Source organism: Blastococcus sp. KM273128 (assembly GCF_021698975.1).
Classification (GTDB): Bacteria; Actinomycetota; Actinomycetes; order Mycobacteriales; family Geodermatophilaceae; genus Blastococcus.
Genome location: NZ_SSXA01000006.1, coordinates 1 through 14729, shown reverse-complemented (window position 1 = coordinate 14729; position 14729 = coordinate 1). Strand labels below are relative to the sequence as shown.

At 74.5% G+C, this 14729-nt stretch carries 13 protein-coding genes; 7 read left to right on the top strand and 6 right to left on the bottom strand.

Annotated elements, in window-relative coordinates:
• The first annotated feature begins 28 nt into the window (after positions 1 to 28).
• Positions 29 to 799 (top strand): enoyl-CoA hydratase-related protein, encoded by a 771-nt coding sequence (locus E9529_RS02930; protein ID WP_236829607.1) that lies wholly within the window; start codon positions 29 to 31, stop codon positions 797 to 799.
• 261 nt (positions 800 to 1060) lie between these two features.
• The gene (locus E9529_RS02925; protein WP_236829606.1) at positions 1061 to 2386 is read left to right on the top strand and encodes a dicarboxylate/amino acid:cation symporter; all 1326 of its coding nucleotides are present in this window, start codon (positions 1061 to 1063) and stop codon (positions 2384 to 2386) included.
• 49 nt (positions 2387 to 2435) lie between these two features.
• Here E9529_RS02925 and E9529_RS02920 read toward each other — a convergent pair whose 3' ends face one another.
• Positions 2436 to 3317: a hypothetical protein gene (locus E9529_RS02920; RefSeq protein ID WP_236829605.1), complete on the bottom strand. Its 882-nt coding sequence runs from the start codon at positions 3315 to 3317 to the stop codon at positions 2436 to 2438.
• 45 nt (positions 3318 to 3362) lie between these two features.
• Entirely contained in the window at positions 3363 to 4580 is a 1218-nt protein-coding gene (locus tag E9529_RS02915; RefSeq protein WP_236829604.1) for an EAL domain-containing protein, read from the bottom strand.
• A 110-nt stretch (positions 4581 to 4690) separates the two neighbouring features.
• Between E9529_RS02915 and nucS the strand changes: the two genes are divergently transcribed.
• From nucS to E9529_RS02900, 3 genes are all read left to right on the top strand, one after another.
• Complete coding sequence (gene nucS / locus E9529_RS02910; protein WP_236829603.1) at positions 4691 to 5362, top strand: endonuclease NucS; 672 nt, start codon at positions 4691 to 4693, stop codon at positions 5360 to 5362.
• 84 nt (positions 5363 to 5446) lie between these two features.
• Complete coding sequence (locus E9529_RS02905) at positions 5447 to 7228, top strand: 3-hydroxyacyl-CoA dehydrogenase family protein (protein WP_236829602.1); 1782 nt, start codon at positions 5447 to 5449, stop codon at positions 7226 to 7228.
• Between the two features lie 72 nt (positions 7229 to 7300).
• Positions 7301 to 7537: a hypothetical protein gene (locus tag E9529_RS02900; RefSeq protein WP_236829601.1), complete on the top strand. Its 237-nt coding sequence runs from the start codon at positions 7301 to 7303 to the stop codon at positions 7535 to 7537.
• A gap of 65 nt (positions 7538 to 7602) precedes the next feature.
• Here E9529_RS02900 and E9529_RS02895 read toward each other — a convergent pair whose 3' ends face one another.
• The 4 genes from E9529_RS02895 to mce all read right to left on the bottom strand — a co-directional run bounded on the left by E9529_RS02895 (position 7603) and on the right by mce (position 12201).
• Positions 7603 to 8757: a DUF4397 domain-containing protein gene (locus tag E9529_RS02895; protein ID WP_236829600.1), complete on the bottom strand. Its 1155-nt coding sequence runs from the start codon at positions 8755 to 8757 to the stop codon at positions 7603 to 7605.
• 125 nt (positions 8758 to 8882) lie between these two features.
• Positions 8883 to 10100, bottom strand: coding sequence for a hypothetical protein (locus tag E9529_RS02890; RefSeq protein ID WP_236829599.1), 1218 nt, complete (start codon positions 10098 to 10100; stop codon positions 8883 to 8885).
• Between the two features lie 210 nt (positions 10101 to 10310).
• The gene (gene ccrA, locus E9529_RS02885; protein WP_236829598.1) at positions 10311 to 11642 is read right to left on the bottom strand and encodes a crotonyl-CoA carboxylase/reductase; all 1332 of its coding nucleotides are present in this window, start codon (positions 11640 to 11642) and stop codon (positions 10311 to 10313) included.
• 97 nt (positions 11643 to 11739) lie between these two features.
• Positions 11740 to 12201 (bottom strand): methylmalonyl-CoA epimerase, encoded by a 462-nt coding sequence (gene mce, locus E9529_RS02880; RefSeq protein ID WP_236829597.1) that lies wholly within the window; start codon positions 12199 to 12201, stop codon positions 11740 to 11742.
• Positions 12202 to 12412: 211 nt separating this feature from the next.
• Here mce and E9529_RS02875 point away from each other — a divergent pair, with 211 nt between their 5' ends.
• Complete coding sequence (locus E9529_RS02875) at positions 12413 to 13603, top strand: acetyl-CoA C-acetyltransferase (protein WP_236829596.1); 1191 nt, start codon at positions 12413 to 12415, stop codon at positions 13601 to 13603.
• A gap of 50 nt (positions 13604 to 13653) precedes the next feature.
• The gene (gene meaB / locus E9529_RS02870; protein ID WP_236829595.1) at positions 13654 to 14634 is read left to right on the top strand and encodes a methylmalonyl Co-A mutase-associated GTPase MeaB; all 981 of its coding nucleotides are present in this window, start codon (positions 13654 to 13656) and stop codon (positions 14632 to 14634) included.
• Positions 14635 to 14729: the final 95 nt, after the last annotated feature.

Sequence of the window (14729 nt, the reverse complement as noted above, 5' to 3'; positions counted from 1 at the left end):
CCGCGCCCGCGCGTGGTGGGGTCGGGGCATGGCTGACGGCGCACCCCGGGTCGAGCGCGACGGCGACGTCGTCCGCATCACGATGACGCGCGCGGCGAGGCGCAACGCGCTCTCCCGCGAGCACCTGGCGCAGCTGCTCGCCGCCGTCACCGAGGCGGGCCAGAGCGACGCCGCGGCGATCGTGCTCGGTGCGGAGGGGCCGGTGTTCAGCGCGGGTCACGACTTCGCCGACGTCGCCGGGGCCTCGCTGCCCGAGGTGCGCAGCCTGCTGCAGCTGTGCACCGAGCTGATGCGGACCGTGCAGGAGGTGCCTCAGGTCGTCGTGGCGCGGGTGCACGCCCTCGCCACGGCGGCGGGGTGCCAGCTGGTGGCCTCGTGCGACCTGGCCGTCGCGGCGGAGTCCGCGGGGTTCGCCGCGCCCGGCGGCAAGGGTGGCTGGTTCTGCCACACGCCGATGGTGGCCATCGCCCGGAACGTCGGCCGCAAGCGGGCGATGGAGCTCGCGCTGACCGGTGACGTCATCGACGCCGCGACGGCGCTGGACTGGGGGCTGGTCAACCGGGTGGTGCCCGACGCGGAGCTCGACGCCGCCGTCGACGACCTCGTCGCGCGCGCCACCCGCGGTTCGCGGGCCAGCAAGGGCTGGGGCAAGCAGACGATGTACGCCCAGCTGGACCGGCCCGAGCGGGACGCCTACACGACCGCGATCGAGGTCATGGCGGCGGCGAGCCAGCTCCCCGGCGCGGTCGAGGGCATGTCCGCCTTCCTGGAGAAGCGGCGCCCCGTCTGGCCCGACTGAGAGAGGACCCCGTCCTCCTCACCCCTCGCAGGCTCGGGGCGAGCCTCCGGACGGGGCCGGGGTGAACCCGGCCACAGGGCGGAATGCGCGGGGCCGCGGGAGGACTGAGCTACCCGTGCAGAACGTCTGGGGGCTGACGCGACGGCGCACCGTCGACTTCGGCCGCGTGACGGTGGAGCGCTGTCGGGGCTGACGCGCCCCCACCCGCTCGTCCACCACCCCCAGAACGGAACCACCCTCGTGCTCGCTCGTCTCCGCCGCGTGCCCTTCGCGGCGCAGGTGCTCCTCGGCCTCGTCGTGGGCGTGGCCCTCGGCTTCGTCGCCCGCGAGATCGGCCCCGTCGCCGACGGCTCGCCCAACTGGCTCACCAGCACCCTCCAGACCATCGGCAGCACCTTCGTCACGCTGCTGAAGACCCTGGTCCCGCCGCTGATCGTCACCGCGGTGATCGTCAGCATCGCCAACCTCAAGCAGGTCTCCAACGCCGCGCGGCTGGCCGGGCAGACGCTGCTGTGGTTCGCCGTCACCGCGCTGATCGCCGTCGGCATCGGCATCGGGCTGGGCCTGCTCACCGAGCCCGGCCGCAACAGCTCGGTCGACGCCGCCGCGCAGGCCGACCCGACCCGCACCGGCTCCTGGTTCGACTTCCTGGGCGGCATCGTGCCCGGCAACGTCCTCGGCCTGCAGGGCTCCGCCGAGGGGGCGCTGTCGTTCAACGTCCTCCAGCTGATCGTCATCGCCGTCGCGATCGGCGTCGCGGTGCTCAAGGTCGGCGAGCCGGCCGAGCCGTTCCTCGGCGTGGTCCGCTCCGCGCTGGCCGTCGTCCAGAAGGTGCTGTGGTGGGTCATCCTGCTCGCGCCGCTGGGCACGGTCGGCCTGATCGGCAACGCCGTCGCCAGCTACGGCTGGGAGTCCCTGGGGTCGCTCGGCGTCTTCGCCGGCGCCGTCTACGCCGGTCTGGCCCTGGTGCTGTTCGTCGTCTACCCGGTGCTGCTCCGGCTGCACGGCCTCTCGCCGCTGCGGTGGTTCGCCGGTGCGTGGCCCGCGATCCAGCTCGCCTTCGTCTCGCGCTCGTCGATCGGCACGCTGCCGGTGACCGAGCGGGTGACCGAGCAGAACCTGGGCGTCCCGCGGTCCTACGCCTCCTTCGCCGTCCCGCTCGGCGCGACGACGAAGATGGACGGCTGCGCGGCGATCTACCCGGCGCTGGCGGCGATCTTCGTCGCCCAGTTCTTCGGGGTGGACCTGGGGCTGACCGACTACCTGCTCATCGCCCTGGTGTCGGTCGTCGGCTCGGCGGCTACCGCCGGTGTCACCGGCGCGGTGGTCATGCTGACCCTCACGCTCTCCACCCTGGGCCTGCCGCTGGCCGGCGTGGGCCTGCTGCTGGCGGTCGACCCGATCCTCGACATGGGCCGCACCGCGGTGAACGTGGCCGGCCAGGCCCTCGTGCCGACGATCGTGGCCAAGCGGGAGGGCATCCTCGACCTCGAGCGCTACCGGTCGACGCGGACCGTCGACCCGCTGGCCCCGGTCGAGGAGCGCGCCGGCGTCGACGCCGACCTGCGGCAGCCCGCCACCGCCTGAGAGAGCACCCAGCCGGGCCCGGACCTCACCCGAGGTCCGGGCCCGTCGCTCACCGGTCGGTGAGGTCCGCGCAGCCCGACTCGTGCGGCAGCAGCGGCCGGAGCACCACCGACCACCGCGACCCGTCCTCGCCGACCCAGGGGGTGGCCGCGTTGCCCTCCGCGGCGGCCGCCAGCACGGCCTGCGCCTGCTCCCCGGTGGCCGTCACGCACGTCGTCCCCGGTCCGATCGGCTCACCCGGCAGCGCCGGGCCGGGCCACGGCTGCTCCGCCTGCGGCGGGTCGACCTCGACGTAGGGGCTCACCACCGCGGCGACGGACTCCGGCTCGTAGGGCTCAGGGCCGCTCACCCGGTCGGCACCCAGGGCGGCGACCGGGTCGCGCAGCGCCTCGGCCAGCTCCGACAGCCGGGCCCGGGCGGCGGCCTGCTCCTCGGTGATCCCCGGCTCCGGCTCGCCCCGGGGCCCGGCGCCCATGCCCAGGGCGTACACCTCGCGGGTGATCGTCTGCCCGCCGGTGCGGACGGTGAAGCGGGTGCTGGTCACGTCGGCGACCGGCGGGCTGCCGAGGTCGCCGGTCCCGGTCACCCCGGCGGCGACCGCGCGGTCGACCAGGTCGCGCACCCCGCCGTCGCCCAGCCGGTGCACCTGCAGGTTCGGCAGCGCCGGAGCCGGCCAGATGGCGATCACCGGGCCGTCGGTGATCAGCCGGCCGTCGGCGTACAGGGTCGCCGACGGCACCCGCCCCGCCAGCATCGCCGGTGTGGTGAACCCGCCGACCTCTCTGACCTGGAGCACGACGGTGGCGTCGTCGCCGGCCGCGGACGACGGCTCCGGGGCGGGCTCACCGCCGCCGCCGGTCGTGCCGGCGCAGGCGGTCAGGAGCAGGGCCAGGGCCAGCAGGCCGGCGGTGCACAGGGGACGGGTGCTCATACCCCTGACGACGGGCCGGGGTGGCCGGCAGGTTCCCGGGCGGGCTCAGCCGGGCGATCCGCCGAGCACCTCGGCCGCCGGTCGCGGGCGGCCGAGGAGGTAGCCCTGCCCGTAGCGGACCCCGCGGGCGACGAGGACGTCGCGCTCGGCGGCGTGCTCGACCCCCTCGGCCACCAGTCGCGCGCCGGTCTCGTCGGCGAACGCCACCATCGCCGAGGTCATGGCCTGCCGGGCCGGGTCGGTGTGCAGGCCCATCACCAGCCCGATGTCGAGCTTGATGACGTCGGGGTCCAGCCGCAGGATGTGCCGGAGGCTGGCGTAGCCGGCGCCCGCGTCGTCCACGCTCACGGCGACGCCCGCGCGGCGGAGCCCGCGGGTGACCGCGACGACCGCCTCGTAGTCGTCGACGCGGCTGTGCTCGGTGATCTCCACGGCCAGCGGGCAGCCGGCGTGGTCCAGGAGGGCGTCGACGACGGACGGGCAGAGCAGGGCGTCCGGCGAGAGGTTGACCGCCAGCGTCAGCCCGCCGGGCAGCCGGCCGGCCCCGGTCAGCGTCGCGCGCAGCGCCACCTCCTCGAGCTCCACGCCGACCCCGACCGCCGCGGCCTCGGCGAACAGCGCCGCGGGCCCGTCCCCGCCCCAGCCCGGGAAGCGGCTGAGCGCCTCGTACCCGGCGGTCCGCCCGGTCGTCATGTCCACCACCGGCTGCAGGTGGACCTCGACCGCGCCCTGCCCCAGGAAGGCGCGCACCCGGGCGCGGCGGGCGGCGAGGTCGGGCGCGGTGACCGCGCCGGCCTGCCGGAAGTGGTCGCTGATCAGGTCGGCCAGGAGCTCGACCGTGCGCACGGACTCGCCGTCCAGCTGCGCGCCGGCGTCCCGGCTCAGGCAGCACAGCATCCCGATCGGGCGCGCGTCGGGCCCCCGCACCGGAGCGCCGACGTAGGAGCCGATGCCCAGGTCGCCGGTCACCTCCAGATCGCGCGTCCGGGGGTCGCGCCCGGCCCCGGTGACGACGGCGGGCAGCTGGCCGCTGAGGACGCGCACGCAGTAGGAGCCCTCCAGCGGCGCCCGCATGCCCTCCTGCACGTTCATGGCGTCGAGGTCACCGGTCGCGGCGGTGATGAGCTGGCTGCCCTCGGTGAACAGCGACACCCAGGCGACCTCCATACCCAGCCGCGTGCGGGCCGCGTCGAGCAGCCAGTGCACCCAGTCGCCGGCCAGCGGGTCCGCCTGGGGGGTGCCGGTCGCCGCCGCTGCGCTCACCCACCCATTCTGGGACGCCGGCGGCCCGGAGGACCATGTTTCGCACCGGCTTCTTTCCGGAACTCGGTACCGACCCGGCCGTCCGGCGCGGCGCGGTAGCGTCGGCGCTCGTGCGCCTGGTCATCGCCCGCTGCTCCGTCGACTACGTCGGTCGGCTCACCGCCCACCTCCCGATGGCGACCCGCCTCCTGCTGGTCAAGGCCGACGGCTCGGTGTCCATCCACGCCGACGACCGCGCCTACAAGCCGCTCAACTGGATGACGCCGCCCTGCTCGCTCAAGGACGAGCTCGTCGACGGCAGCGGCACGTGGACGGTGACCAACAAGGCCGGCGAGCAGCTGATCATCACGATCGAGGCCGTCGAGCACGACCACGCGCACGACCTCGGCGTCGACCCGGGGCTGCAGAAGGACGGCGTCGAGGCGGAGCTGCAGCGGCTGCTCGCGCTGCACGTGGAGACCTTCGGGCAGGGGTGGTCGCTGGTGCGCCGCGAGTACCCGACCGCCATCGGTCCGGTGGACCTGCTCTGCCGGGACGCCGACGGGGGCACCGTCGCCGTCGAGATCAAGCGCCGGGGCGAGATCGACGGCGTCGAGCAGCTGACGCGGTACCTCGAGCTGCTCAACCGCGACCCGCTGCTGGCCCCGGTCAAGGGCGTGTTCGCCGCGCAGGAGATCAAGCCCCAGGCGCGGGTGCTCGCCCAGGACCGCGGCATCGACTGCGTGACCGTCGACTACGCCGTCCTCAAGGGCACCGACGACCCGTCCCAGCGCCTGTTCTGACCAGACCCCCGGCAGAGGGGCCGGGGACCGCCGACCGCCGTGATGAGAGACTTCCCGCCATCACCGGCGATGGGAGACGGCAACGTGGCCAGGGAACTGAACGAGGTCGGCGTCGTGGGGCTGGGCACCATGGGTGCCGGCATCACGGAGGTGCTCGCGCGGGCGGGGCTGTCGGTCACCGCCGTCGAGACCGGTGACGAGGCGCTGGCCCGCGGCCGCGGCCACGTCGAGCAGTCCACCGACCGGGCGGTCGCCCGCGGCAAGCTCGACCCCGCCGACCGTGACGCGATCTTCGAGCGGATCCGCTTCTCCACCTCCCTGGAGGACCTGGCGGACGCGGAGCTGGTGATCGAGGCCATCCCGGAGCGGATGGAGCTCAAGGCCGACGTCTTCACCAAGCTCGACAAGATCTGCCCGCCGGACACGATCCTGGCGACCAACACCTCCAGCCTGTCGGTGACCGAGCTCTCCGTGGTCACCGGCCGGCCGAGCAAGGTCATCGGGATGCACTTCTTCAACCCGGCGCCGGTCATGAAGCTGGTCGAGGTGGTCCGCACCGTCGTCACCGAGCCCGAGGTCGTCGAGACGGTCGAGGCGCTGGCCGACCGCCTGGGCAAGGTCGACGTGACGATCGGCGACAAGGCCGGGTTCATCGCGAACGCGCTGCTGTTCGGCTACCTCAACCACGCCGTCTCGATGTACGAGAACCGCTACGCCTCGCGCGAGGACATCGACGCCGCCATGCGCCTGGGCTGCGGCCTGCCCATGGGCCCGCTGTCGCTCATGGACCTCATCGGCATCGACACCGCCTACGAGATCCTCGACACGATGTACAAGCAGTCGCGGAACCGGCTGCACGCCCCGAGCCCGGTGATCAAGCAGATGATGACCGCCGGCCTGCTGGGCCGGAAGTCCGGCCGCGGCTTCTACACCTACGCCGAGCCCGGCTCGGCCGAGGTCGTGGCCGACGAGCGGACGCCCACCCCGGGTGGTGCCGCGGCCGGCGCCCGCGACGTGCGCACCGTCGGAGTCGTCGGCTCCGGCACGATGGCCACCGGGATCATCGAGGTCGTCGCCAAGAATGGCTACGACGTGCGCTTCGTCGCCCGCTCGCCCGAGAAGGTCGAGGCCGTCACCACGGCGCTGGGCAAGTCGCTGGACAAGCAGGTCGTGCGCGGCCGCCTCGAGGAGGCCGCCAAGGCGGAGATCCTGGGCCGGGTCTCGGGGACGACGTCGCTGGACGACCTCGCCGACCGCGACCTGGTCATCGAGGCGGTCGTGGAGTCGCTCCTGGTCAAGGAGGCGCTGTTCGCCAACCTCGGCGAGATCGCCAAGCCGGGCGCGGTGCTGGCCACCACCACCTCCAGCCTCCCGGTCATCGAGTGCGCCAAGGCCAGCGGCCGCCCGGCCGACGTCGTGGGCATGCACTTCTTCAACCCCGCGCAGGTGATGAAGCTCGTCGAGGTCGTCTCCACGATCTCGACCGCCCCCGACGTCGCCGCCACCATCCACGCCGTGTCGGCGCAGCTCGGCAAGCACGCCGTCTCCTGCACCGACCGCGCCGGCTTCATCGTCAACGCGCTGCTCTTCCCGTACCTCAACGACGCGGTGAAGATGCTCGAGGCGCACTACGCCACCGCCGACGACATCGACGCCGCGATGAAGGTCGGCTGCGGCTACCCGATGGGGCCCTTCGAGCTGCTGGACGTCGTGGGCCTGGACGTCTCGCTCGCGATCGAGAAGGAGCTCTACACGGAGTTCCGCGAGCCGGGCTTCGCACCGGCGCCGCTGCTGGAGCACCTGGTCACCGCCGGCTACCTCGGCCGCAAGACCGGCCGTGGGTTCCGGGACTACGCCAACCGCTGACGGGTGCCCCGTCGCCGTCCCCGGACCGGCTCCCGGCCTGCTGGTCGCGAGCCGGTCCGGCGCCTCGACCCGGTGGAGGAGGCCGCCGACGGCGACTGGGTCGTCCGGCCGATCACCGGTGCCGCCACCGGCAAGACCTACCGCTGCCCGGGCTGCGACCAGGAGATCCGCCCGGGGACGCCGCACGTGGTCGCCTGGCCGGCCTACGTCCGGGACTCCGACCTGGACCCGTGGGACGTGGACTCGGCGGCCGACCGGCGGCGGCACTGGCACACCGCGTGCTGGCGCTCGCGCGACCGGCGGCGGTGACGAAGGCCCCCGCTGCCCCCCACGCCTCGCGAGCTCGGCGCGGCCCCTGCAGCGGGGCCGTTCCATCAGCTCACCAGGCGGGCCGAGACCACCACGTTGTCCCGGTAGCTCCCCGTCCCCGCGTCGAACGCGCCGCCGCAGGTGATCACGCGGAGCTCCGCGGCCGGCGTCGGGGCGTAGACGGCGTCACCGGGGAACGCGTCCTTCGCGTACCGGTCGACGGCGGTCACCCGGTAGCGGGTCAGGCCGCCGTCGGACCCCTCCACCAGCACCTCGTCGCCGGGGACCACCCGGTGGAGACTGCCCAGCGCACCGGAGCGCCCCGCCCGGTCCACGTGCCCGGTGAGCACCGCGGGCCCGGGAGCGCCGGGTCGCGGGCCCCCGGTGAACCAGCCGACGAGGTCCGGGTCCGCGGGAGGGACGAGCGCGCCGCCGTCGTCGAGCCCCGCACCGACCAGGGGTGCGTCGATGCCTGCGGCGGGGACCCGCAGGCGCACCGGCGCCGCCGGCGCGGGCCGCGCGGCAGCCACGGGCGCCTCCACCGCGGCGGAGGCGGCTCGGAACAGCACGCCGGCGAGGGGGCCGGCCGGGTCTCCGCCGGCCTCGACCCCGCCCACCGGCCGCACGGCGGGGCCGGTGGCGTCGGCCACCACCCGTAGCTCCACGCCGCCCCCGGGGCGCGCCAGGACCAGCACCGTCCGCACCGACCCCGCGGGCAGGTCGATCCCGGCGACGTGTCCGGTGGCCGGGACGAGGGCGCGGTAGCGGCCGCCGGGAACGGTCACCGGGGTCGCGGCTCCGCGGGACCGCAGGTCCGCGGCGAGCGGTGGGCCGCCGTCGAGCCGGACGTCGAGCGGGCCGCCGCCGGGCGCCGCGCCGAGCACGCGCACCCGTGCCGCACCGGCGGGCGGCGGGCTGAGGTCGTCGTCCAGCGGCTGGAGGGCGAGCTCGGCGAAGGTGCCGGCGAGCGTCACCGTGCGGGCCTGCCCGGGCGAGAGCTCGAGCCGCACGGACAGCACCGGCGGCGTGGTCGCCGTGGAGCCGGCGGCTCGGACGCTCAGCGCGTAGGCGCCCGCGGGCAGCTCGCCGTAGGAGCTCACCGCTCCGTAGCCGAGCCCCGTGACGAGGTCGGGGCCGGGATCGGTGAGCACCTCACCGCGCGGCGCCGCGGGCGTCAGCGAGACGTCGACCGCCGGGCTGTCGGGGGAGAGGTGGGCCACCCGCAGCAGCCCGGTCCCCGGCTCGCCCGGCGCGGCGTGTGCCGGCGCGGCGAGGACACCCAGCAGTAGCGCCAGCGCGAGGAGGGCGAGGACCGGGAGCCGGCGCGCCGAGGAGCTGACCTGCGTCAGGAGCGGCCGACCGGCTCGTCGACCGACTCGTCGGACTCCTGCCCGGCGGGGGCCGCGCCGGTGGTCGGCCGCGGCGGCAGGGGCAGCGCGCGGGTCGTCGGCTCGGCGCGCTGGACCGCCGGGAAGGTGGCGGTCACCGGGTCGGAACGGGTGGGCTGGCGGGCCGCGGCGGCCTCGCCATCACCTCGGGACGCCTGCACCGCGGGCTGCTGCCCCGTCTGGGGCCCGGCGACCGGTGCCGGCGCCTCGGGGCGCTCGGGCTCCGCGGCCCGGACCGGCTGGGGGGCGGTGGCCGGCTGCTGGGCGGCGGCCTGCTGGGGAGCCGCCTGCTGGGGGGTCTCCGGGGTGCGGGCGCCCGGCTGCGGGCGTCGCTCGGTGCCGGCCTCGGCACGCGCTTCGCCGCGGGGCTCCTGCGGGCGGTCGCCGAGGTCGGGCAGGTCGTCCAGCAGGCGGCGGGCCTGGACCAGCCGGCTGGTGAGCTCGTCGCGGACCTCGCGGATCGCCTCGGCGCGCGCCTCGGCGTCGGCCACGAGCTCTGCTGCGTGCTGCTCCGCGGCGGCGATGCGCTGGCGGGCGGCCTGGGTGGAGACGCGCTCGCGCTCCTCCTCGGCCCGCGCCGCCTCGGCGCGCCGGGCGCGCTGGGCGATGTCGAAGTCCTCCTCGACCTTGGCGCGGCGGGCCTGGGACTCGGCGTCGAGCCGGGCGACCCGCTCCTGGGCCTTGGCGACCAGCTCGTCGGCCCGCTGCTGCGCCTTCTGCGCGATCTGCTCGGCGCTGTGCCGCGCCTCGGCGATCATGCGCTCCACCTCCGCCTGCCCGGCGGCGTGGCGCTCCAGCAGCGCCCGCTCCTCGGCGGCGGTCTGCTCGCGCACGGCCATGGCGTCGGCCTCGGCGGCGCGGCGGATCTCCGCGGCCTCCTCCTCGGCCAGCTGCAGCATGTGCTGGATGCGCTCGCTGATGTTCTCGAACGTGGGGGCGGCGGCGTTCGCGGCCTTGCGGCGCAGCGTCTCGATCTCGCCGTGGAGCGCCGACAGCTGGCTGGCCAGGTCCGAGGAGCGCGCGACGGCGGCGTCGCGGTCGGCCAGGGCGATGCGGAAGTCCGCCTCGAGCCGCTCGATCGTGTCGGCGACCTGGCTGCGGTCGTACCCCCGCAGGACCACGTCGAACGAGTGCTGGGCCTCGTGCGCCGGCATGTCGCGGCGGGGGTCGTTCATGGGTTCCATCCTCGCAGAAGGGCAGGGGCTCGTCACCGTCCCGGGCGGGGTGCGTCCCAGATGCCCCGGGCGTCCCAGCCGACACGCCGGGTGGTCCGCACCGGGGGCCGGGCCGCGCCCGCGGCCCGGCCCCTGGTGACGCACTGGAACGGCCACCCTTCAGGGACCCGCGCCGAGCGTGCGAGGCGTGGGGGGAAGGGTGGTCCTTCTTCAGACGCCGCGGAAGCGGTTGATCGCCTCGATGTGCTTGGCGCGCTTCTCGGCGTCCTTGACGCCCAGCCCTTCCTCGGGGGCGAGGGTCAGGACGCCGACCTTGCCCTGGTGGGCGTTGCGGTGGACGTCGAGGGCGGCCTGGCCGACCTGCTCCATCGGGTAGACCTTCGACAGGGTCGGGTGGATCAGGCCCCGGTCGATGAGCCGGTTGGCCTCCCACGCCTCCTTGTAGTTGGCGAAGTGCGAGCTCAGGATCTTCTTGAGGTTCATCCACAGGTACCGGTTGTCGTACTCGTGCATGTAGCCGGTGGTGGAGGCGCAGGTGATGATCGTGCCGCCCTTCTTGGCCACGTAGACGCTGGCGCCGAAGGTCTCCCGGCCCGGGTGCTCGAAGACGATGTCGACGTCCTCGCCGCCGGTGAGCTCGCGGATCTTCTTCCCGAAGCGCTGCCACTCCTTCGGGTCCTGGGTGTCCTCGTCCCGCCAGAACTGGTAGCCCTCCGCGGAGCGGTCGATGACCAGGTCGGCGCCCATCCGGCGGACGATCTCCGCCTTCTCCGGGCTGCTCACCACGCACACCGGGATGGCGCCGCCGTTGAGCGCCATCTGCGTGGCGTAGGAGCCCAGGCCGCCCGAGGCGCCCCAGATGAGCACGACGTCGCCCTGCTTCATGTCGGCGCCGTTCTTGCTGACCAGCTGGCGGTAGGCGGTGGAGTTGACCAGGCCGGGGCTCGCCGCCTCCTCCCAGGAGAGGTGGGCGGGCTTGGGCATGAGCTGGTTGCTCTTCACCAGCGCGAGCTCCGCGAGGCCGCCGAAGTTGGTCTCGAAGCCCCAGATGCGCTGCTGCGGGTCCATCATCGTGTCGTCGTGGCCGGCCGGGTCCTCGAGCTCGACCGAGAGGCAGTGCGCGACGACCTCGTCGCCCGGCTTCCACTTGTTGACCCCGGGCCCCACGCGCAGGACGACGCCGGCGAGGTCCGAGCCCACCACGTGGTAGGGCAGGTCGTGCCGCTTGGTCAGCTCGGAGACGCGGCCGTAGCGCTCCAGGAAGCCGAAGGTGGAGACCGGCTCGAAGATCGACGTCCAGACGGTGTTGTAGTTCACCGACGACGCCATGACGGCCACGATCGCCTCGCCCGGGCCGAGCTCCGGCGTCGGCACCTCCTCCACGTGGAGGGACTTGCGCGGGTCCTTCTCCTTCGTGGGCAGGCCCACGAACATGTCCTGCTCGTCCTTGCGGACCAGCACGGCGCGGTAGGACTCCGGCACGGCCAGGCCGCCGAGGGCGTCCAGCTGGTCGGCGAGGATGGCGTCCCTGATCTCGTTCACGCGTTCTCCCGGGTCATCGGTGGCCGTGGTCGGCCGGCTCGGAGGGCGGTGCGGGTGCGGAGAGGTTACCGGTGGGTAACCGCGCGGCTCGGGGTGGTCAGTGCTCGGTGGTCGCGGCCGGCTCGACGAGCTCGACCAGGACGCCCCCGGCGTCCTTGGGGTGGACGAAGTTCACGCGGCTGTCCGACGTCCCGCGCCTGGGGGTGTCGTAGAGGAGTCGCAGGCCGCGCTCGCGCAGCGTCGCGCTGACCGCCTCGACGTCGTCCACGCGGAAGGCGAGCTGCTGCAGGCCCGGGCCGGAGCGGCCGATGAACTTGGCGATCGTGGACTCGGGGGTGAGCGGCGCCAGCAGCTGGATCCGGGTCTCCCCGGAACCGACCGCGAGCATGGCCTCGCGGACCCCCTGCTCCTCGTTGGTCTCCTCGTGCACCGAGTGCACCCCGAAGGCGCGGGCGTAGAAGGAGATCGCCTCGTCCAGGTCGGGGACGGCGATGCCCACGTGGTCGATGGTCGTCAGCAGGCCCTCGGGCAGCCCGGGGCGCTCGGCGTCGGTGCTCACGCAGGCATAGTGCCGTCAAGACGTCTGAGACGACAGGTCGGTGTGGCGGGCCTCACGTCGGCGACGTGACCTCGACCACTCGTGCGGCCCTGCCGCCCGTCGGAGCGCCGTCCTATCCTTCCCGGAAGGCCTGACGCCGCGCCGGCACCACCGCCGCGGTGCGTCCCGACAACGTGGTCGCCACCGGCGGCGGCCCGGCACTGGAGGCAGCATGTCCCGCTCGGTCATCGTCAGCGGCGCCCGGACCCCGATGGGCCGCCTGCTCGGCTCGTTGAAGGACTTCTCCGCGGCCGACCTCGGCGGTGTCGCCATCAAGGCGGCACTGGAGCGGGCCGGCATCTCCGGCGACCAGGTCGACTACGTGATCATGGGCCAGGTCATCCAGGCCGGCGCCGGGCAGAACCCCGCCCGCCCGGCCGCGGTCGCCGGCGGTATCCCGATGTCGGTGCCGTCGCTGACCATCAACAAGGTCTGCCTCTCCGGCTTGAACGCGATCGCCCTGGCCGACCAGCTGATCCGCGCCGGCGAGTACGACGTCGTCGTCGCCGGTGGCATGGAGTCGATGACCCAGGCGCCGCACCTGCTCGCGGGCTCGCGCACCGGCACCAAGTACGGCGACACGACGCTGATCGACTCCATGGCCCACGACGGGCTGTCGGACACCTTCGACCAGGTGGCGATGGGCGCGCTCACCGAGCAGGCCAACAGCCGCTACGACCTGACCCGCGAGGAGCAGGACGAGTTCGCCGCGGCGAGCCACCAGAAGGCCGCCCGCGCCGCCAAGGACGGCATCTTCGACGAGGAGATCACCCCGGTCCTCATCCCGCAGCGCAAGGGCGACCCCATCGAGTTCCGCGAGGACGAGGGCATCCGCCCCGACACCACCGCGGAGAGCCTCGCGAAGCTCAAGCCGGCCTTCGCCAAGGACGGCACGATCACCGCCGGTACCGCCTCGCAGATCTCCGACGGCGCGTGCGCGGTCGTGGTGATGAGCGCGGAGAAGGCCGCGGAGCTGGGCTGCACCGTCATCGCCGAGATCGGCGCCCACGGCGTCGTCGCCGGCCCGGACGCCACGCTGCAGAGCCAGCCGTCGCGGGCCATCCAGAAGGCCTGCGAGCGCGAGGGCATCGACCCGACGTCGCTGGACCTGGTCGAGCTGAACGAGGCCTTCGCCGCCGTCGGCATCGTCTCCACGCGCGAGCTGGGCATCGACCCGGAGAAGGTGAACCCCAACGGCGGCGCCATCGCCCTGGGGCACCCGGTCGGCATGAGCGGCGCCCGCATCGTGCTGGACCTCGCGCTCGAGCTGCGCCGCCGCGGTGGCGGGGTCGGCGCCGCGGCGCTCTGCGGCGGCGGCGGCCAGGGCGACGCCCTGATCCTGCACGTGCCCGCGAAGGCGTGACAGAGGGTCTCGCCGTCCAGCCCGACGCCCCGGCCGGCCCGCGTGGACAGGTGCCCACCCGTCGCTCCCGCCGGGCCGTCGACGTCCCCGCCCTGGTCGAGCGCGCCCGCGAGGGCGACGCCCGCTCGGTGGCCCGGCTGATCTCGCTGGTCGAGGACGCCAGCCCGGCGCTGCGCGAGGTCGCGGCGGCGCTGGCGCCGCACACCGGCCACGCCCAGGTCATCGGCCTCACCGGGTCGCCCGGCGTCGGGAAGTCGACGTCGACCACCGCGCTGGTGCGGGCGCTCCGGCAGGCCGGCAAGCGGGTCGGCGTGCTCGCCGTCGACCCCTCCTCGCCCTTCTCCGGGGGTGCGCTGCTGGGCGACCGGGTGCGCATGCAGGACCACGCCGGCGACAGCGGCGTCTTCATCCGGTCGATGGCCTCCCGCGGGCACCTCGGCGGCCTCTCCTGGGCCACCCCGCAGGCGCTGCGCGTGCTCGACGCGGCCGGGTGCGACGTCGTGCTGATCGAGACCGTCGGGGTGGGGCAGTCGGAGCTCGAGATCGCCTCGCTCGCCGACACCACGCTCGTGCTCGTCGCCCCGGGCATGGGTGACGGCATCCAGGCGGCCAAGGCCGGGATCCTCGAGGTCGCCGACGTCTTCGTGGTGAACAAGGCCGACCGCGACGGCGCAGACCAGACCGTGCGGGACCTGCGCTACATGCTGTCCCTCGGCGGGCGGCACTCCGAGGCCGGGCACTGGCGCCCGCCGATCTGCCGCACGGTCGCCGCCCGCGACACCGACAACGGCGTCGACGAGGTGCTGGCGCGGATCGAGGAGCACCGGCAGTGGCTGGAGTCCTCGGGCGAGGGGCACCGCCGGCGCAGCGAGCGGGCCGCGCGCGAGATCGAGGCGATCGCGCTCGCCACGCTGCGCGAGCGGATGGGCGACGTCCGCGGGTCGGCGGCGCTGGGTGCGCTGGCCGACGCGGTCGTGGGCGGCGGGACCGACCCCTACCGCGCCGCCGACGAGCTGCTCGGCCAGCTCTAGCTGTAGCGACCAGACAGGTTGTTCACGCGGCGAGGCGGCTGATCGGTGGCTGACCTTCGAGGGCGGAGTGGCTGCGGGCAGTGTTGTAGTGCTTC